Here is a 19,133-nt window from a genome sequence, read left to right as displayed (position 1 = left end):
TTACTCCCGCTCGTTGCTGAACATGTAGCCTACCCCCTTCAAAGTTTTGATATAATTGTCGCCGAGCTTCTCGCGCAGCTTGCGAATATGCACGTCGACGGTCCGTTCGAGTACATAAATATCCGCACCCCAGATTTTTTGCAGAAGCTCATCGCGGCTGAAAACCTTGTTGGGTGTTTGCGCGAGGAAGAATAGCAATTCAAACTCCTTTTTAGGCAGAACAGTCGATTTCTCACCGCCCTGGGTTACCGTATAATTCTTCCGGTTGATCGACAAATCGAGGATTTCAATGGTGTCGCCCGACTCTGCTTTTTGAGCTTCGCGGCGGAACAATGCATTGATACGGCTCATCAATGCGCGTGGCTTGATGGGCTTCGTAATGTAATCGTCGGCACCCACTTCGAACGCCGCCACCTCCGAATATTCCTCGGAACGCGCAGTCAGAAACAGGATGTAGGTGTTCTTGATATCGGGGTTTTGCCGCAGGATCCTGCCGGTTTCGATGCCGTCGAGTTGGGGCATCATGATATCGAGGAGGATGAGGTCCGGCACGAATGCCTTGGCGATGTCGATGGCCTTCTTCCCATTGGAAGCAGTTAATACCGAATAGCCTTCCTTGGTTAAGTTATATTCTAGAAGTTCAACTATGTCGGAATCGTCGTCAACTACCAGTACTTTCGGAGCCGAGTTTGCAGATTTAGCAGTGCTCATTGTTTTGATGATTAAAACACGATTCGAAATTAGCAGATGTGATGTTCACATTACATGAGGAAATCTAATATTAACATAAACATAACATCAGCGAAAAGTAGTTCGATAGACTCCGCCCTGCTCGTTGGTGATCAGCATATCGGTATTGTTCAAAAATTCGATGGCCTCGGTTTGCTTCCTTGAAAAGCGGAAACAGCCCTTGGGTTTACTGAAATCGATGTTGTCGCCGGCCGTATCGAACAGCAGCACCTTCCCATAAGTCAGCAGCGCGAATGTTTTACCGTCCGGACTGATGGCCGCGGACGTAACCTGGGCATTAATGCGGATGCTGTCGCTGGGCGCGATGGTATGCTCGCCGACCTGCGCGGGGAGGCGGTACATTTTCACCCATTTGTCTTTGCCCCAGTTTTTCGAAAAAAGATATAAACTTCCCTGATGATAAAAAAAGGACTCACAATCGGGTGCTGCCGATTGGTAACGAAATGTAATGCGCTCGCTGCTGTTATTTTCGGGGTTGAAGCGGTAGATGTCGAAAGCGTTGCGCTGCGAGGCATTGTTTCCGAAATCGCCGATGTAGAGATTGCCGCCATCATCATGCGTCAGGTCTTCCCAATCGATGTTTTTGGCGTTGGGAACGGCTTTTGTATCGAGTAGCTTGCCGTCGAGGTCGAACAGATAAAGCTCCGGTTTGCCACCGCTGTCGTTATGCGTCCAGAAAGTGCCGGGCTGCTTTCCATTGGCTAGTCCTGAACTTTCCGAGGCCACCGCGGGAAGCTTTCCTATTTTGCTATTTTTGTAATGCGCTTTAACTTTCTTAAAATCATTGGTTCTGTGATCGGGTTGACAGGTACAGAACACGGTTTTGACCGCTAACCACAGATATATCAACTTGTTCATGAATTCAACGTTGCGTCCTCTTCCAAACAAAGATAGCGAAACCCCCGTGTACTTAAAGATCGCCAGCTCGCTCGTGGCGCTCATTGCGACGGTATATATCCTTTACGTACTTCGCGAAACGATCATCCCGCTGGCATTTTCGATTCTGCTGGCAATCCTCCTGCACCCGGTTTGCGCATGGCTCGAAGTACGGAGAGTACCACGGATAGGGGCTATTCTGCTGAGTATTCTTGCCTTGTTTACGGTGATTGTGATCCTCGTTTACGTCGTTTCGATGCAAATAGGCAGTTTTGCGGAAGAGCTTCCCCGCATTACCGAAAAAGCGGAGGCAATCCTCGACGAGACGCTTACAATGGGTGAACGATACCTGAATATCAGCCGTACCCAGCAAGTAAGCGAAGCCAAAAAGTACCTGATCAACGCATTGAGCGAGGGGCGTGCGGTGTTGCTTAATACGCTTGTAACCACAACCGGCGCTATTTCTACATTTGTGCTGATCCCGTTGTACATATTCTTCTTCCTCCTCTACCGCGATTTTTTCAGGATGTTTGTTCACAAAGCCATTCGCAGCGTGCCGAACGAGGAGTTGAATGCATTGTTGAAGAAAATTTATGAAGTGATCCAGAGCTATCTCTCCGGTTTGTTCCTGGTGATCCTGATCGTGGGCGTGCTCAACAGCGTGGGGTTGCTCTTTTTGGGCGTTCCGCACGCGATATTCTTCGGATTCCTGGCCGGTTTCCTGATCCTCATACCTTACATCGGCATCCTGATCGGTTCGATATTGCCGGCGTTGCTGAGCATCGTCACCATGGATTCGCCCTGGTATGCACTGGGCGTAATAGGGGTTATGAGCTTTGTACAGTTTCTGGAAGGTAACTTTATCACACCGCACATTGTGGGTTCAAAGGTGAGTGTCAATCCGCTGGCGGCGATTGTCGCGTTATTTCTCGGTGGCCAGCTCTGGGGGCTTTCCGGGTTGATCCTCGCATTGCCGGTTACCGCAATCCTGAAAGTGATTATGGACACCATTCCAAGCCTCGAACCTTACGGCTTCCTGCTCGGCGAGCCCGTACACGAAGTAGCGGAAGAAAAGGCCGATTTAGCCAGGGAGCAGGCTGTCGCACAAGAATTCAAGAAAAAGCCCTATCGCCGGCATCGCAACAGGCCAAGGAAAAAGCCGGAAGGGGGCGCTCCGCCCGCACCTGCTGCCTGAGTTGCCAGGCTATTTTTCCACAGCTACTTTCTCCACACTGATACCCACGCTGATGATAAACGGCAACGGGTTCTGGCGCATGGACTGTGAAATCGTAAATGTGTAAGTTCCTGAACGCGGGAAACGATAGTTTTTCAAGAATGGGATTTTATGGTCGAACAAGTCGCCCAAGCCGTGTCCGTATGGCTTGCCGCTGATTTCGTTGGAAATAAAAACTTCTTCCAGTGTGTTGGAAATAACCTTCCCGTCGGGTCCGGCGAAATTGCGGGTGATATAGAGGTTGTAATAGGGGTATTGCAGCGCATTCCGCAGCACGTAGTACAGGTTGTAGGCCTGCGTGGTATCGGTGATCTCTACCTTGAAAGAAGGTTTATTCTTAATATACCAGAGTCCGTCATCAATATCCTCGTGGGCTTTGTAGACGACATTTTTATCACAGCCTGATAAAAGGGACACCAAAAAAACGACGACAGCCAGCCGGAAGAACTTCATGAAAGACTCTGATATGTTGAACTGCAAAAGTATCAGTTTATCGATTCTATAAACTGGTTTGTTCTGTAAAATAACGGCTTAGCCAGGAATGGGACGCGGGAGTTTTCCATCCGTTCATCCATTGGGCCTTCGTAGCCACCTGGTTATCGAAAATCGTGGTCGTAGGCTGGATCGTTTCCTGAATGATCGCCTGCTTGATTTTCGGTACCGGAATAGTTTGCACGTGGCCGTTGTCGTCGAGGTAAGCTAGCGAGCGGTCGAAGAAATCGATGTTCATCCGCTGCCCGATTTCCTGCAACCAATGCACCGACTTGTCGATGGAGCAGCCACTTGGCAATTCGTCGCGTTCGTCCACGGCGATTACAATGAAGCGGTGTTCAAATATTTTTCCGGAGGCGGTGAGGGGTTTGCCGTGTGCTTCCCAGGTGTCCAGTGAGGCTTTCAGCGTTTCGGTGATAATTCCTGTTTCTTCCGAGGTGAGTTCCCTGTTGGCCTGATACACCCAGACCCGGGCTTGAAAATCGATATCACTAAAAGGGATGTACATAGTAAAAAAGGGTTAAATGCCGGTCAAACGGTTTACTGTATGGGTAATTAAAACAACCGTGCTAGCGGCATAGTTCTCAAAATTGCTGGTTACAAACCTTTTGCCTGGGCAATGAGCTCGGCAAGGTCGTATACTTTCACCGACTGTTCTTTTTCTTTGTTTTTAACACCGTCGGTCATCATTACCATACAAAACGGGCAGGCTACGGCAATCGTATCGGCGCCCGTACGCAAAGCTTCCTCGATCCGTTCGATATTCACGTCTTTTTTGCCGGGTTCGGGTTCTTTAAACATCTGCCCTCCCCCCGCGCCGCAGCATAAGCCTTTGGTGCGGCAACGTTTCATTTCGACCAGATCCGCATCCAGCGCTTCCAGCACATGCCGGGGCGCTTCGTACACATCATTTGCACGGCCAAGGTAACACGAATCGTGGAAAGTAATCTTCTTTCCCTTGAATACCTCGCCCCCCTGCAAGCGCACGCGACCAGCATCGATCAGTTGCTGAAGATATTCCGAATGGTGCAGCACCTCGTAATTCCCGCCCAATGCCGGATATTCATTTTTAAGCGTATTAAAGCAATGCGGGCATGCCGTGACGATTTTTTTTACATTATACATATCCAAAACCTGGATATTCGACATCGCCAGCATCTGAAATGTAAATTCGTTTCCTGCCCGTCGGGCCGGGTCTCCGGTACAGCTCTCCTCCGTCCCGAGTACCGCGAATTTCACTCCCGCACTGTTGAGAATTTTCACAAAAGCGACCGTCACCTTCTTGTAGCGGTCGTCGAACGAGCCGGCACAGCCTACCCAGAACAAAACTTCGGGAGTCTCGTTGTTTGCCGCCATTTCGGCCATCGTAGGCACCCAGTATGCGATCTCACTCATATTTATTGCTGCTTTTATGATGCTGTTGAATTGCCATCCGGGCTGCTATCCGTCACTGCGGAAGCCCAGTTGAATCGGTCGCCCGGAGAAAACTTCCATGGTGCCTGGTTGGTATCCAGGTTTTGGAACATCATATTCCACGAACCTGGCGCGTGCGCCTCGTCCATCACCTTATGCCTGCGCAATTGCAGGATAATGTCGAGCGGGTTGATCAGCACCGGGCATTCCTGCACGCACGCATTGCACGTCGTACATGCGAGGATTTCGTCTTCCAGGATATAGTCACCAAGCAGGCTTTTGTTATCTGGCACAAATTCGCCTTTATTAGCGAGCATATTGCGGCCTACCTCTTCCAGCCGGTCGCGTGTGTCCATCATAATCTTCCTTGGGGAAAGTTTTTTACCCGTGATATTAGCCGGACAAGCTGCCGTGCAGCGCCCGCATTCCGTACAAGAATAGGCGTCCATCAGGTTTTTCCAGGTTAGATCGGGCACATCCTTCGCCCCAAAACGCTCCGGAACCGCAGCATCTCCTGGTTGTGCTTCGAGCCCCAGCATGATCTTCACTTCCTGCGTGATCTCGGGCATATTCTTCATTTCACCCTTGGGTTCCAATCGGGAGAAATAGGTATTCGGGAATGCCAATGCAATGTGCAAATGCTTCGAATAGGTGAGATAAACCGCGAAAACGAATATCCCAAGAATGTGTATCCACCACGCAATGCGCTCGTAGGCGATCAATGCGCCTTCGTTCCAGCCTGCAAACAGTGGTTTCAACCACTGGCTGATCAGGAAATCGCCCACAGCGGGGTAATGTGCGCTCCGAAGGTCCTGCAATGCGCTGTCGGCAGCATTCATGCTGAGGATGGCAATCATGAGTACGATCTCAAAAACCAGGATCAGCTTGCCGTCGAGCTGCGGCCAACCGGCCATCTCGCGGTGCCGCGCGGGCTGAAACCGCTCCACCTTTAGAATGCTTCGACGGATCAGGAAAATAGAGCAGGAGATAAGCACGCCCAATGCCAACAGCTCAAAGAATCCGATCAAAACGCCGTAAAACGCGCCCAGCGGGCCGGCAAAGATCCGGTGCGTGCCCAGAATGCCGTCGAGCACGATTTCGAGTATTTCGATATTGATCAGTATGAAACCCGCGTAAACGGCGAAGTGAAGGAAGCCGATCAGCGGACGGTCGAACATCTTTTTCTGTCCAAAAGCGACCCGCATCATAATCGACAACCGCCTGCCGGGCTGGTCGGTACGGTTCTCATCCTTCCCGAGCCGGATGGTCCTGCTGATAATGCCGACCCGCCGGGAAATCAGCCAGGCCGTCACACCCAGGGCGGCTATAAATAGGATTTGCTGTAAGATCGCCATTGCGAAAGAGAGCTGGTTTGGTATGCTTGCATACTAACAAGGTAGGATAAAAATGTATTCCGGCGCAAATGGATTTGGCTGAAAAAAATTTTTTGATTTGTAAGTCGAAGAGAATCAATTTAATAGCGCCATTTAAACATAACAGATTTACAAACGTTATGAAATTCGTTTGGTTTATTCAAAAAACGATCTACCTTTGCAGTCCCAAAAGGTACCAACTGAAACGGTGATGTAGCTCAGTCGGTAGAGCAATAGACTGAAAATCTATGTGTCGGCGGTTCGATTCCGTCCATCACCACAGAATGCACTACGCCTTGATAGTCAAACTGTCAAGGCGTTTTTGTTTTACTTCGTCAATCCCGCATTTTACATTGCCTTGAAACACCAAAAGCAGGCGACCCGCCTGCTTTTGGTGTTTCAAGGCAAGTTTGATTAGCGTACAAGCCGAAACTGTTCCGAGGTGCCGTCTTTCTTGAAAACCTTCAACATATATATGCCCGTGGAAAGGTTGTTGATGTCGATGCTCTGCTGCGGGTTTTGACCTGAATCGTAGACTGTCAATGCATTGAGGGTGCTGATCTGTACATTTTTGACAGACGCCCAGTTTTTCACATCAACAGTAAGCTGACCGCTCGCGGCAGGATTGGGGTAAATGCGGCCGAGATTCTTTTGATTGAAAAGAAGGGCGTTGATCTTGCTGAACGCGAAGGTACCGTCGGTATCGATCATTTTCAGGCGATACAGGTTGTTTTGGCCGTTTACTGGCTCTGTGTGTACAAACCGATACGTTTTGTCGTTGTTGCTCTCACCCGCAGCGGCGACTGAACCGATGCGCTGCCACTGCCGTCCATCCAGGCTATGTTGTATTTCAAACTCGCTGGACGCTGATTCCGAGGTGGTTTTCCATTGAAGCAATGCCGTACTGCTTTCTTTCGAAGCCGAAAAAGCAGCAAGCGTTACCGGCAGAGGGTCTGTGGCAAGTCTGATAATCCAGAAATCCCTGTCGCCGGTATTAGTCTCGGATTTATCAGGACCTATGCCGGAATAGGAGTAGCCAGCCAGAATATATCCGCGATCAGGCGTTTGTTGCACGCTGTAAAGCCGGTCTTCCTCTGGGCCGGCAAAAGACGTTTCCCACTGGTAAATACCGTCCGATGACAATCTAATGAGCCGATAGTCGAAGTCAAAAGGCCCGGTTGGAACATTGGGAAGCGACCAACCTCCCAGGGCGAAGCCACCGTCGTAAGTCAAGGCCATGGAGGTAAGTCTGGAATACCGCCCTCCGCCATAGGTCTTATCCCAAATCTTGTTACCTTCTCCATCCATTTTGACCACCCAGAAATCGGTGCTGGAGGGAGCTTGGTTATCGGCCGATTTATTTCCGCTGATGCCTGAACTGGTATAACTAGCCAGCAGATAGTCACCATTTGGTGTTTGGGTGACTATTCCAACATTTTCCTGATTGTCACCACCAAAAGATTTGTCCCATTCTTTCTGGCCTGTCGAAGAAAGTTTCAAGACCCAAAGGTCGGTCTGGCCAAAGTTGGCCTGGCTTTTGTCGCCACTTATGCCAGAACCGGAGGTGCCGCCTATAATGTAGCCGCCATCTGCTGTGACCGAAATGGAAAAAGGAGTTTCGTAGCTGCTTCCGCCGTACGTCTTGTCCCAGGCTTTGGTTCCGTCGCTGTTCAACTTGACAACCCAATAGTCAGAATCTCCTTTAGAAGCCTCTGACTTATCGCCACTAATACCGGAGTAGGAATAACCAACAAATATGTACCCACCGTCAGCGGTTTGCACGATGCTTTGCGCATCATCGCCGCTATCGCCGCCTATTGTACTTTCCCATTCAATACTGCCACTCGAAGATAATTTGACGATCCATGCATCTTGGCCGACATTATTTTCTTTTTTGTCCCCACTCGCGTTAGATTGGGAGGAGCCGGCAAGAATGTATCCGCCATCAGAGGTTTGTCTGATGTCCGCCAAATAGTCAGCACTGTTACCGCCAATGGTCTTGTCCCATTGTTTGTTGCCGGATGCATCGAGTTTTACGACCCAGTAGTCACCGAGACCCTTGTCATTTTCGGATTTTTCTCCTGACACGTTTGAAAAGGAGTAACCGCCAATAATAAATCCTCCGTCGCTAGTCGGGATCGCTTTTACTCCGTCTTCATAACTATCCCCTCCAATGGTTTTATCCCAAACTTTGGAAGGTGGCTGAGCAAGAATAAACGAACCGGATGAAACAAAAAGCAAGAGTAATGCAAAGGCACAAAGAAAAGGTAAACCTGATTTGTGCGGCCTGAGAAGTCGCGTAGAAATGAACATAATAGAGTTAGGTGAGTACGAAAGTTCAAATGTAACTAACATGTACTAAGTCGTCAATTATTACTATATTTTCATGCTGGTTTAACATTTACTCCGGCGAAATCTTGAGTGGAGTAATCCGCACTCCAAACCTTCATCCGGCTAATACCATGCATTATTCCAGAGAGCAACTAATCGTGCTTTTTACGTACCTGCCCGTGCTCGTGGCGGCGGGAATGGCATTGGTGCGGTACGGCAAAGCCGACCGTCCAGTGAAGCTCTTGTGCTGGCTGATCTTCTTTGCATTGCTCATCGAGAGCATTTCACGCATTTTCTGGTTTTTCAAAGTATCCAACCTGTTTTTGTGGCCGATTTATATTACCGTCGAATTTGCTTTGCTGACCTGGACGTACAGCCTGGTGCTGAATCAGACGTGGCTGGTGACGTTGCGGGGCTGGATGTTGGGGGCCTTTACGGCCATTGTCCTCGTGCGTGAGCTCGGGCAGCCCGGGCAGTCGGTGTGGATCGATAATGCGGGGCGGTCGATAGAAAGTGTAGTAGTAATTTTTCTGGCGCTCGCTTATTTCTATAAAGTTTTTCAGGAATTGAAAGTGCAAAATCTGCTGCTTGAGCCTTTCTTCTGGGTGTCGGCAGGGTTACTGCTTTTCTTTTCAGGCAACTTTTTGATTTTCATATTCATGAATTTCATCTTGCTGTATTCCAAAAATTTGAATGACCAGATTTGGGTGATCCATGCGCTGATGAACTATATGCTGTACATTACTTATGCCATCGCATTATGGGTAGGCCTGGAGAAATAGAGTTCGCGCAATTGCTTTTCGGCGGCATTGGCATTATGGTCATGATGGCCCTTGCGATCGTCATTTTTGTGCTCCTCTATCAGCGGAAGCTGCATTTTCAGCAAAGCCGCCTGCATCAGATGGAGATGGTCCATCAGAAAAAGATCCTCGAATCGATCGTAGCCTCGCAGGAGAACGAGCGTGAGCGCATCGCACGCGACTTGCACGACGAGATAGGGGCGTCGTTGTCGGCGGTCCGTTTGTTTGTGAGCCAGATCCAGTACGAAAAGTCGCCGGAGGAAATGAAGGGCCTCGCCGCGCGTTCAGGGCAGATTATCGGCGATGTGGTGAAGGATGTAAGGCAAATCGCGCACAATCTGTCACCGGTTATTATCGAGAACTTCGGATTTGCAGGAGCTGTAAAAATTCTCTTGAATCGGATGGAGGACGCAGGGATGGATATCCATTGCACGATCGACGACCCCGCTGAGGTGCTGTCGTCGTACCAGCAGTTGGTTCTCTACCGCATTATCCAGGAGGTGATAGGGAATGTAGTTAAACACGCCGAGGCGAGTGAGATCACGTTCGACCTCCATCACGGCGACTCGCGACTGAGTTTACTGATGAGCGATAATGGAAAGGGTTTCGACATGTTTTCCAGTCCCAAATCGGCGGGGATGGGAATGAGCACGATCCGTACCCGTATAGACTTGCTGGGCGCCAAACTCGAACTGAGTTCGGCGCCCGGCGAAGGCACCCGTTTTAAAATTGAAATGCCCGTTTAACATTTTCTCAACGACCAAATTGAAACCGGTTAAAATAGCAATAGCGGACGATCACAAGCTGTTCCGCCAGGGATTAGGCCAGATTCTGGCTCGGAATGAAGATTACCAGGTAGTTTTGGAAGTTGCCTCCGGTGAGGAGCTTTTGGAAGAAATAGGCAATGCCGCGCCCGATGTGGTGCTGCTGGACCTTTTTATGAAGGGAATGGATGGAAAAGAGGTCGCAGGACTACTTTTAAAACAATATCCGGATGTAAAAATCATCATCCTTTCCATGAACTACTCTCCCGAGCACATATTGCAACTCATGCGTGTAGGCGTGCACGGCTACCTGCCCAAGGACATCGATCAGGGGATTTTGAGCGATGCGATCGGGCAGGTGGTGACGAAAGGGTATTATATCAATGACGACATCGCGCAGGTAATGCGGCAGGGCTTGCAGGCGGGGGATATCAAACCCACGCGGAGCAAAGTGGCCATTCCTTCCCTGAACGTCGGTCTCACCGACCGCGAAATGGAGGTGCTGGCGCTCATTTGCAAGGGTTACAACACGGCCAAAATTGCGGAGGAGCTTTTCATCAGCTACCGAACAGTGGAAGGTCACCGTAAAAACCTGCTGGAAAAAACCGGGGCGAGCAACTCGGTGAGCCTGGCGATATTCGCTGTGAAATATCAATTGCTCGATTTCTAGCCGGGTTATCAGTGTTAAATGCGGGCAAATACCCGTAAGTCGGTAATGCGGTCGCGGTAGGTTTCGAGGAATGCGCAGAAGCGGGCGGCCTGTTCCTCCTGGTAAGTCAGATCGGCCATTTGATCATATTCTTCGAGGTAAACATCCTTGAAATCGGTGATCACATAGCGGAGGCTCCTGATACCTTTCGCACGCAATGCGGGCAGGTAAAAGTTCTGGTGACTTTTGACAAAGCAGCCCTCGCGATAATTACTGGTGGTTTTGATATCCACGGCCAGCATTTTCCCGATCACATCCACATACCCGTAAATGAGGCTGTCGTTCAGCTGGTATTCGCAGTATACTTGCGTTTTCAGCATCGGGCGGGGCAGGTACGACCGTACTTTCGAAAGAATTTCAGGATCGAATGTTTCTTCACCAATGCCTTTAATCACCGCATCTTCAAATGAGGAGCCACGAAACTGTGCTTCCGTTTGCGGCACCGGTACGCGGTTAATGCGGTCGAGGAGCGCCTGCTCATCGAGATAGCCGCGTTCAAACCGGTCGAAACAGCTTAGCAGGGATGGGTAAAGTTTGTATTTAACAGTGGTAGAAATCATTATTTAACAATGTTAACAAGCATTCACTTTTTCTTTTGGCCGAAATGATATTGCAGCGATACCGCAAGAAAGCTGAATGTATCGTTCGGCGTGTCGCTGTATGATTCGCTTTCTTCGGGGTTGATCAGCCGGCGGCCCGATGTGGCGTCCAGCTTGTCGGTTCGCACGAAATAGAAACGATATTCGAATGCAATTTTCAATTTTTCTAACAAAGCATAGCTCACAGAAGTGCCAAGCGGCAAAATCCCTTCCCGTGTTTTTTTGATGCCCCTCGGGCCCCTGGCTGGCCCCCAGCGCAGGAAAAGTGGGTTCCGGGCACTTTGCCCGCTGTTGGTGAAGCGCACTAAACGGTTGTCGCCCAGGTCGTAGGCATTGGCACTGAACCAAATTTGTCCTATTCCGGCAAAAACACTGAAATGTGCCGGTCCTGGCTCCCTTTCACAGAATTGCTCCGAGAGGTCCCATTTCACGAGGCATTCAACACTATTGTATTCATTGATAAACCAGGAATTGAAAAAGACCCTTTTCTCGCCGCCAATGCTGCCTGCATTGTAATCGAGCTGAATGGCAACTTGCTTATTAACCGATCTCCCCACGCCTATTCCGGCGATTCCGTGCATGGCCTGGGCGTTGAGTTCGCCGTAAAACTGCGTGAGGCCGCACCGGACTTCCAAAAAGTAGGGCTGTGTAGCGCGGCGATTGTAGTTTTTCTTGTTGCTGACGCCGTTCGGTGAGCGGTAACGAACAGGCTGCGCGAAGGTTATGCCTGCTAGTGCACAAGCGGTAAGGAGCAAAATGTAACGCATGGCTGGAATTGATCAGGATGAAATGTTTGTTCACCCATTGATACGTACGCTTTTCATTTTGGTCACCTTTTGTAGAACCAATAAGATGCCGGCCCGCCGTGCGATAACCGTAAATATCTGTTAGTTTTGCTTGTAGTTGAAAAATACAATATAAAGATGAGTGTAGTACCCTATAAAGACAAGGAAGGGACCAAGCGGGAGCAGGTTGCGGAGATGTTCGATAACATTTCACCGAAGTACGACTTGCTGAACCACGTCCTGAGCGGCGGTGTAGATATATATTGGCGTAAAAGGGCCATTAAACTGCTCAAAAAGCAACAGCCGAAAGTGATCCTCGACATTGCAACCGGCACGGGCGACTTCGCGATCGAGGCGCTTGCTTTGAAGCCCGAGAAGATCATCGGCGTCGATATTTCGGAGGGTATGCTGGCCGTAGGGCGCGAGAAAATCGCCAAACTGGGCAAGCAGGACGTGATTACCCTGCAAAGCGGCGACTCGGAAAGTTTGGCTTTTGCAAACAATTATTTTGACGCGATTATCGTTTCGTTTGGAGTACGCAATTTTCAGAATTTGCTGGCCGGACTGACAGAGATGAACCGCGTGATGAAGCCGGGCGGAACTTGCGTGGTGGTCGAATTTTCGAAGCCTAAAAGCTTTCCGTTCAAGCAGATTTACAATTTTTATTTCAAATACATATTGCCAATAATAGGGAAGACGGTCTCCAAGGACAGCGCGGCATATACTTATCTGCCCGAGTCTGTACAGGCCTTTCCGGATGGGGAAGCTTTTCTTGATATCTATAAAAAAGCAGGTTTCATAAATACCAAATGCATATCACTTACCTTCGGGATCTGTTCAATTTACGTCGGACACAAGTAATTATCGGCATTCTGGCGCTGTTGATGGCGGCGCAGGAGGCGCAGTCTCAGGGCATCGGGTACCGTCGCAAGCACCTCGAATACTACGACGACAAGCCGATCCATTACGGTATTCTTTTCGCGGTCCCCTTCACGCGGTTCAACATCAAGCACAGCAACGACTTTGTCACGAAGGATACGGCATTTGTGATCCAGTCGCCCACGAATGCGGCATTTCGCATGGGATTTACCGTCAATGCCTACCTGAACGAGCATTTCGACCTGCGTACAACGCCCGCTGTTTCGCTTTACGAGCGGCATGTAAAATTCAGTTATCCCAATGGTACTGAGCGCACAGAAAAGCGGGAGTCGACGTGGATTGAAGTACCTCTCTTGCTAAAATACAAATCCGTCCGCCGGGTCAACTCGCGCATGTACATGATCGCGGGCGTGACGTTAGGGATCGAAACCAATGTCAAACGCAACCGGGGCGGAGCAGCCAGTGCCCTTGATACGAAGTCGAGCGACTTCTCCATCGATTATGGTATCGGCTACGAACAGTTCTTCGAGTTCTTCAAATTCGCACCGGAACTGCGTTTTTCACATGGATTGACAAATATGCTGGTACCCGGAGCAAATTCTGTCGGCAATGGTATCAGTCGCCTGCGCACCCACACTGTGACGCTCTATTTAAATTTCGAATAGCGTATACTGGTAATCAGGCGGTTAAAAAATATTTTAAAATTTTTTTCAAGAATATTTGCAGAGTTCAATTTAGTCGCACATATTTGCACTCCCAAACGACGGGAAAACAAAAGAAAAAAGAAAGGGAGTTTAGCTCAGTTGGTTCAGAGCATCTGCCTTACAAGCAGAGGGTCGGGGGTTCGAATCCCTCAACTCCCACAAAAGCATCGAGCAATCGATGCTTTTTTCGTTTCTGGCCGTTCCAATCATTGCGACAATCGCCTCCATTCAGGGCAAGTAATAAATCTTCCAACTATCAGCATACATTCCGCAAAGCGCTACCGGAAAACTCGCCTTACCTTGTCGCGGTAATTTTTCAATTAATCCATTGGAGTTATGAAAACATTATTGCTGTTCGCACTGATGGGCGTATTTGCGTCGTGCAATGCGAAAAATGAGCCAGTAACAAACGATACGACGATGCAACAGGAGGAAATCCTCAAACTGGTAAGCCGAAACGACCTGAGCGGCGTAAAAAAGGCGCTTGACGCAGGAGCGAATGTCAATACCCGCGACGGAAGCGGGAAGTCGCTGCTTTTGCTGGCGACGATCGATAAGCATGTGGAAATGGCCACGCTGCTGACGGAGAACGGCGCGGATGTCAATTTGCAGGACAATATCCAGGACAGCCCATTTCTGTATGCCGGCGCTACCGGGCAAACGGAACTGGTGAAGCTCTTTCTTACCCATGGTGCCCGGTTTGACGTGTTCAACCGTTACAATGGCACCGCGCTGATTCCCGCATGTGAGCGCGGGCATGTGGAGACGGTGAAAGTGTTGGCAGGCACAAAAGGCTTCCCCATCAACCATGTGAACCGGTTGGGATGGACGGCTTTGATGGAGGCCATTGTGTTGGGCAACGGGAGTAAAAAATACCAGGAAATCGTGCAGCTGCTGAAAGACGGCGGCGCGGATCTCGGAATACCGGATCACGATGGCGTAACACCGCTGCAACATGCCGAGCGCCGTGGTTTCGCGGAAATAGTAAAAATTTTATCGAAGTAAATGCCGCAAGGCGTCAAAATGGAGAATCAAGCATACACCCTGAAAAACGTATTGTTGGAAACGGGTTTTGAATATGAGGGCGGGGAAGTGGTGAACACGAACACAGCCCTGTTTGGTATTGAGGTAGAGAATGGCAAGATAAAAAGCATTAAACCCAACAATCCTGATGCCAAAGGGATAGACGCGAAAGGCAGGCTCTTGCTGCCGGCATTCAAGGACATGCATGCGCACCTCGACAAAATGCTTTTCGGGTTGCCGTGGCAGGCTGTTTCGGCCAAAAGGAAAACGGTAAAGGATATGATCGCCTACGAACAGCGGATGATTCCCGAATGGCTGAAAACCTCTATCGAGCGGACCGAAAAGTTGATCGATTTCCTGCATTCTTACGGGACGGATTTCATTCGTTCCCATTTCAATGTAGACCCGACTTCGGGACTCGACTCCCTCTACCACCTGGAAGAAGCGCTCCGGCATAAGCATAAAAGTCTGGCCGCGGAATTGGTAGCCTTCCCTCAGCATGGCATTTACTACACGCAAACGGAGTCTCTGCTAAAAGAAGTGGCCAAAATGGATGCTGTGGACTTTATCGGAGGTGTAGATCCCTATTCGATCGATGGAAGTATCGAAAGGCCGATGGAGTTGATCACTCAATTGGCGCTGGACCACGGAAAAGGTATCGATCTCCACCTGCACGAAAGAGGAGAAAGTGGTGTGAAGACCATCGAATTTCTGATCGACAAGGCCCTTGAAAACCCGCAACTGAAAGGAAAGACGTACGTCAGCCACGCATTCGCGCTGGCGCATTTGAGCGCGTCCGAAACAGAAAAAATAGCCGAACGCCTGGCTGCGGCCGGTGTGGGCATTGTGTCGTCGGTTCCGTTCAGAGGTACCATTATGCCCATTCCTACGCTTAGAAAGCACGGCGTGGAGGTTTTGATCGGGAATGACAACATACAAGACCATTGGAGCACTTTCGGGTCGGGTAATATGCTTCAAAAGGCACACCTTATCGCAGCGCTTTACGGCTACTCCACGGAATGGGAACTGTCGCGAACGCTGGCTTTTGCTACCCGTTATGTACTTCCGCTGGACGACAAAGGCGAGCAACAATGGCCCAAGGCGGGTGATGAGGCCAATATGGTGTTGGTGGCAGCAAGTTGTTCGGCCGAAGCGGTATCCCGCATTTCACCGGTTACTTCGCTGATCCACAAGGGGAATATTGTGTTTCAGGAGGCGTAGTGCTTGCGCGTGAGGGGTAGCGGACGTTATAAATTTTACAACTATCGGAATGAAAGGGATAAAGTGATTGCGCGACGCATAAAATACTTTTGCTGTGTAATAAAACTTTATCAAACATGGCTGATTTTAAGAAGATTGTATTGGGTTTGGTGGTCGTTTTTTGTGCCACATTATTTGTTGGTTGCAGCGATGACCATGAGCCGCAAAAAGCATTAACACCGAGCGAAGTGCTTGCGAGCGTTTCCTGGGAAACAACAAATGCAAAAAATAACAAGGGTGAAAATGTGGTATTGAAGGACGCGAATGTGGCCAACTTCGTAGGCTTCGCCTACTTCAAGGCAGATGGAACCTTCACCATGTATAACTTGGATGATTCGCCGAAAATGCATGGAGATTGGACGGTTTCCACGGATGGAAAAACCCGCACGATCATAGCGAAGGATAATGCAGGCGCTGTTTTGTTTACCCGCGTGGTAGACATTACCGTTCTCACAAAAGACGAATTTACGTACCGGATTTACCCCAACAACAACGATAAATCGATCTATTTCGATATCGTTCACACGCCTACCTCCCATGTAGAACCGAAGTAAATGTGTGAAGTTGTTTTGAGTTTGTTCTGACAAGTGGCAGCTATTACGGCTGCCATTTTTATTTTGAAAGTAAAGCAGTTAGTTTATATATAATTTTACTTTATATTTTGTTTTCCATAATAAAGTCGTTACCATTGTGCATCAACAAAATCATAATGCATGATGGAAAACAGTCGGATTATTCGTGCCCTTTCCAGGATGGTGGGGGTACTTTTGATGATTTGTGTGTTGTGGGCTTGCGGAGATAGCCGGGAAATAGTGATACATGGTGATCTGCGGGGCGCCAAAACGTTTCTGGAAGGCAAGGCGCTGTATTTTGGCAATGCCGAAACCCGCAACTTTGTGGATACCGCCGTTGTACGGGAAGGGAAGTTTGAATTTAGAGTTAATACTGATGAGGGTTTTGTGCCGTTTCGGGCAGCTATTGTATTTGAGACTGGAAATCCCGATTGGCCGCATCAGCTCGTTGGCTATAAAAATCCCTATTTCAAGAAAACGAGTGAGAGTAATTTCTATGCAGAGCAGGGTGTGATGGACTTGCAACTCGATACGATCCAAGTATTTACTCCAAAAAATAAGGTCGTTATCTTTAAAATGGATAAAGTTAACCCGCAAACGGAAGTACTATTCCGCCATTACGCTTTTAAAGGCAATGTAAAGGGCAAAATTGATAACTACGGTTATAACGAATCGATTGTTCGAAAACACCCCTATTCACTCGACTTGTTACGGACATTGAATTTCAGCAAAACTTCACTTGACGCTCGAGAAGCCAAACATCTACTTTCACTTTTCGATCCCAAGCTGCATTCAAACCCCGGTTATATTGCTTTAAAGACCTATTTCGAATACGAAAACAAAACCGGCAGTGATTTCCCGACGGAAGTTGCATTAAAAACGACGGACGATAAGTCGGTCAGTGAAGTCCTTGTGGATTCCTCCAAGCATAACCTCATTGTCTTTTGGGCAAGCTGGTGCGGGCCTTGCCGGATGGAAATTCCGCAAATCAAGAAACTGTATGAAAGCAAAGGGGCGGATTTGAATGTCGTCAGCATTTCCGTCGATAAGGATCAAAATGCCTGGAAAAAAGCGATGGAAAAAGAGCAAATGCCATGGAAGCAATTCCTCCTGCCCGCGGGGGAGACGTACGCGATGCTGGACAAGAAATATAATCTGCAAACAATCCCGATTTGGGTGTTACTGGACGGCGACGGCAAGGTGGTCGAGCAGCACGTTGGATATGACACCGGCGATAATGCTATGGATTTGAAAGTGGCGGCGCTTTTGAAGTAGAAAAGGAAAAAGGAGGAAAGGAGGATGGAGTGAAGGGAAATTTGGATTGCTTCCTCCCCTTCCTCCATTCTCCTTCCTCCCTGATTTAAAGCCTTACCTCACCACCACTTTCAGCAGAGCGTAACCCCGCTTCCAGTATCTGAATGATTTTCAAACCATCCGCAAAGTCCGGTTTGATTTCGGTATCATTTTCAATGGCATCGAGGAAGTCGACCACGGCATGTACGAATGCGTGCTCGTAGCCTATAATGTGTCCGGCAGGCCACCAGTGGCCGGCGTAAGGGTGGATGGATTCTGTGGCGAGGATGGTGCGGAACCCGTGTTCGCCTTTCGTGTCTTCGTTGGAATAGTATTGCAGCTCGTTCATCCGTTCGAGGTCGAAAACGAGGCTGCCTTTGCTGCCGTAAATCTCGAATGTAAGGCGGTTTTTGCGGCCGGTTGCGAAGCGCGTGGCTTCAAATGAGCCGATGGCGCCGTTTTGGAACCTGACCATCATCAGGGCCGCATCTTCGACGGTCACTTCACCCATTTCGTCGCCCTTGGATGCGCCTGTGAGGCTTCCGGTGGCTGTTTCGTCGGCTATCGGGCGTTCTTTAATGAAGTTGGCCGTCAATGAGGAAACGGAAACGATGTCACCTACGAGGAAATGTGCGAGATCGACGGCGTGGGAGTTGAGATCCCACTGAGGGCCGGCTTTGGCGGTTTCTTTTTTGAGCTGCCAGGTAAGCGGGAATGACGGATCGACGATCCAGTCCTGTTGGTAAGCGCAACGCCAGTGAAAAATACGCCCGATCTTGCCTTCTTCGATCATCTTTTTGGCGAGTGCTACGGCGGGCGTTCGGCGGTAATTGTGGTTCAGGTAATGCTTCACGCCGTTTTCCTGGCAAACTTTCAGCATTTCGGCCGCCTGGGTGCTGTCCATCGAAAGCGGTTTTTCGCAGAAAATATGCTTGCCTGCTTTTGCAGCTGCCAATGCCACTTCGTAATGCAGATTTTGAGGCAATGCGATGTCGATAATGTCGATATCGGGGCGATTGATGAGCTTTTGCCAATCGGTTTCAGTCTCTTCCCAGCCCCAGTTTTGGGCGAACTCAGAAAGTGACTCCTGATGACGGCCGCAGGCAACTTTCAGGACGGGAGTCGAAGGGGTATCAAAAAACAGCGGGGCTTTTTTCCAGGCATTGCTATGCGCCCGGCCCATAAACTTGTAACCTACTATACCGATATTGATCTGCTTTTTCATCGGGGAATTTGTGTGGTTAAGGATTGAATGCTAAACAGGTTCGTCAAAATT

At 49.2% G+C, this 19,133-nt stretch carries 20 protein-coding genes and 2 tRNA genes; 12 read left to right on the top strand and 10 right to left on the bottom strand.

Going from position 1 to position 19,133, the window contains the following annotated elements:
• Window positions 1-711 carry a response regulator gene (locus J2Y43_RS07970; RefSeq protein WP_106594009.1) on the bottom strand — a complete coding sequence of 237 codons (711 nt, stop codon included), beginning with the start codon at window positions 709-711 and terminating at the stop codon, window positions 1-3.
• An 87-nt stretch (window positions 712-798) separates the two neighbouring features.
• A complete protein-coding gene (locus tag J2Y43_RS07965) occupies window positions 799-1,608 on the bottom strand; it encodes a hypothetical protein (RefSeq protein WP_309992936.1) in 810 nt (269 codons plus the stop codon).
• Between J2Y43_RS07965 and J2Y43_RS07960 the strand changes: the two genes are divergently transcribed.
• The gene (locus tag J2Y43_RS07960) at window positions 1,607-2,821 is read left to right on the top strand and encodes an AI-2E family transporter (RefSeq protein ID WP_309992939.1); all 1,215 of its coding nucleotides are present in this window, start codon (window positions 1,607-1,609) and stop codon (window positions 2,819-2,821) included. The genes J2Y43_RS07965 and J2Y43_RS07960 overlap by 2 nt on opposite strands.
• 9 nt (window positions 2,822-2,830) lie before the next feature.
• Here the strand turns inward: J2Y43_RS07960 and J2Y43_RS07955 are convergent, their stop codons facing one another.
• From J2Y43_RS07955 to J2Y43_RS07940, 4 genes are all read right to left on the bottom strand, one after another.
• A complete protein-coding gene (locus J2Y43_RS07955; RefSeq protein ID WP_309992942.1) occupies window positions 2,831-3,313 on the bottom strand; it encodes a gliding motility lipoprotein GldH in 483 nt (160 codons plus the stop codon).
• Window positions 3,314-3,359: 46 nt separating this feature from the next.
• A complete protein-coding gene (locus J2Y43_RS07950; protein WP_309992945.1) occupies window positions 3,360-3,860 on the bottom strand; it encodes a hypothetical protein in 501 nt (166 codons plus the stop codon).
• A gap of 89 nt (window positions 3,861-3,949) precedes the next feature.
• Entirely contained in the window at window positions 3,950-4,747 is a 798-nt protein-coding gene (locus J2Y43_RS07945; protein WP_309992948.1) for a (Fe-S)-binding protein, read from the bottom strand.
• Between the two features lie 14 nt (window positions 4,748-4,761).
• Window positions 4,762-6,120 (bottom strand): (Fe-S)-binding protein, encoded by a 1,359-nt coding sequence (locus J2Y43_RS07940; protein ID WP_309992951.1) that lies wholly within the window; start codon window positions 6,118-6,120, stop codon window positions 4,762-4,764.
• Between the two features lie 225 nt (window positions 6,121-6,345).
• On the opposite strand from J2Y43_RS07940, the gene J2Y43_RS07935 reads away from it, so the two are divergent.
• A tRNA-Phe gene (locus tag J2Y43_RS07935) sits at window positions 6,346-6,418 on the top strand.
• A gap of 134 nt (window positions 6,419-6,552) precedes the next feature.
• On the opposite strand, the gene J2Y43_RS07930 is transcribed toward J2Y43_RS07935, so the two are convergent.
• Window positions 6,553-8,451 (bottom strand): T9SS type A sorting domain-containing protein, encoded by a 1,899-nt coding sequence (locus J2Y43_RS07930; protein ID WP_309992954.1) that lies wholly within the window; start codon window positions 8,449-8,451, stop codon window positions 6,553-6,555.
• Between the two features lie 149 nt (window positions 8,452-8,600).
• Here J2Y43_RS07930 and J2Y43_RS07925 point away from each other — a divergent pair, with 149 nt between their 5' ends.
• The 3 genes from J2Y43_RS07925 to J2Y43_RS07915 are packed head-to-tail and all read left to right on the top strand — an operon-like array spanning window position 8,601 to window position 10,703.
• Complete coding sequence (locus tag J2Y43_RS07925) at window positions 8,601-9,251, top strand: hypothetical protein (RefSeq protein WP_309992957.1); 651 nt, start codon at window positions 8,601-8,603, stop codon at window positions 9,249-9,251.
• Complete coding sequence (locus tag J2Y43_RS07920; RefSeq protein WP_309992958.1) at window positions 9,230-10,015, top strand: sensor histidine kinase; 786 nt, start codon at window positions 9,230-9,232, stop codon at window positions 10,013-10,015. Before J2Y43_RS07925 ends, J2Y43_RS07920 begins: the two co-directional genes overlap by 22 nt.
• Entirely contained in the window at window positions 9,999-10,703 is a 705-nt protein-coding gene (locus J2Y43_RS07915; protein WP_310226423.1) for a response regulator transcription factor, read from the top strand. Before J2Y43_RS07920 ends, J2Y43_RS07915 begins: the two co-directional genes overlap by 17 nt.
• Before the next feature lie 14 nt (window positions 10,704-10,717).
• On the opposite strand, the gene J2Y43_RS07910 is transcribed toward J2Y43_RS07915, so the two are convergent.
• Window positions 10,718-11,302 (bottom strand): hypothetical protein, encoded by a 585-nt coding sequence (locus J2Y43_RS07910; RefSeq protein ID WP_309992964.1) that lies wholly within the window; start codon window positions 11,300-11,302, stop codon window positions 10,718-10,720.
• A 23-nt stretch (window positions 11,303-11,325) separates the two neighbouring features.
• Window positions 11,326-12,108, bottom strand: a complete 783-nt coding sequence (locus J2Y43_RS07905; protein ID WP_309992967.1) for a hypothetical protein — start codon at window positions 12,106-12,108, stop codon at window positions 11,326-11,328.
• A 156-nt stretch (window positions 12,109-12,264) separates the two neighbouring features.
• Between J2Y43_RS07905 and ubiE the strand changes: the two genes are divergently transcribed.
• The 7 genes from ubiE (at window position 12,265) to J2Y43_RS07870 (ending at window position 17,839) form a co-directional block, all read left to right on the top strand.
• Complete coding sequence (ubiE, locus tag J2Y43_RS07900) at window positions 12,265-12,987, top strand: bifunctional demethylmenaquinone methyltransferase/2-methoxy-6-polyprenyl-1,4-benzoquinol methylase UbiE (protein ID WP_090156021.1); 723 nt, start codon at window positions 12,265-12,267, stop codon at window positions 12,985-12,987.
• 23 nt (window positions 12,988-13,010) lie between these two features.
• Window positions 13,011-13,670: a porin family protein gene (locus J2Y43_RS07895; protein ID WP_223403007.1), complete on the top strand. Its 660-nt coding sequence runs from the start codon at window positions 13,011-13,013 to the stop codon at window positions 13,668-13,670.
• 123 nt (window positions 13,671-13,793) lie between these two features.
• Window positions 13,794-13,868, top strand: a tRNA-Val gene (locus J2Y43_RS07890).
• A 177-nt stretch (window positions 13,869-14,045) separates the two neighbouring features.
• The gene (locus J2Y43_RS07885; protein ID WP_309992976.1) at window positions 14,046-14,714 is read left to right on the top strand and encodes an ankyrin repeat domain-containing protein; all 669 of its coding nucleotides are present in this window, start codon (window positions 14,046-14,048) and stop codon (window positions 14,712-14,714) included.
• A gap of 18 nt (window positions 14,715-14,732) precedes the next feature.
• On the top strand, window positions 14,733-15,953 hold the full coding sequence (locus J2Y43_RS07880) for an amidohydrolase (protein WP_309992979.1): 1,221 nt from the start codon (window positions 14,733-14,735) through the stop codon (window positions 15,951-15,953).
• 116 nt (window positions 15,954-16,069) lie between these two features.
• Window positions 16,070-16,546 carry a DUF4822 domain-containing protein gene (locus J2Y43_RS07875; RefSeq protein ID WP_309992982.1) on the top strand — a complete coding sequence of 159 codons (477 nt, stop codon included), beginning with the start codon at window positions 16,070-16,072 and terminating at the stop codon, window positions 16,544-16,546.
• 159 nt (window positions 16,547-16,705) lie between these two features.
• Window positions 16,706-17,839 carry a TlpA disulfide reductase family protein gene (locus tag J2Y43_RS07870; RefSeq protein ID WP_309992985.1) on the top strand — a complete coding sequence of 378 codons (1,134 nt, stop codon included), beginning with the start codon at window positions 16,706-16,708 and terminating at the stop codon, window positions 17,837-17,839.
• 85 nt (window positions 17,840-17,924) lie between these two features.
• Here the strand turns inward: J2Y43_RS07870 and J2Y43_RS07865 are convergent, their stop codons facing one another.
• On the bottom strand, window positions 17,925-19,082 hold the full coding sequence (locus tag J2Y43_RS07865; RefSeq protein ID WP_309992987.1) for a Gfo/Idh/MocA family oxidoreductase: 1,158 nt from the start codon (window positions 19,080-19,082) through the stop codon (window positions 17,925-17,927).
• Window positions 19,083-19,133 lie beyond the last annotated feature (51 nt).

This window comes from Dyadobacter sp. BE31, assembly GCF_031457695.1.
Taxonomy (GTDB): domain Bacteria; phylum Bacteroidota; class Bacteroidia; order Cytophagales; family Spirosomataceae; genus Dyadobacter.
The sequence above is the reverse complement of the archived record's forward strand: the minus strand, read 5'-3'. Positions and strand labels throughout refer to the sequence as shown.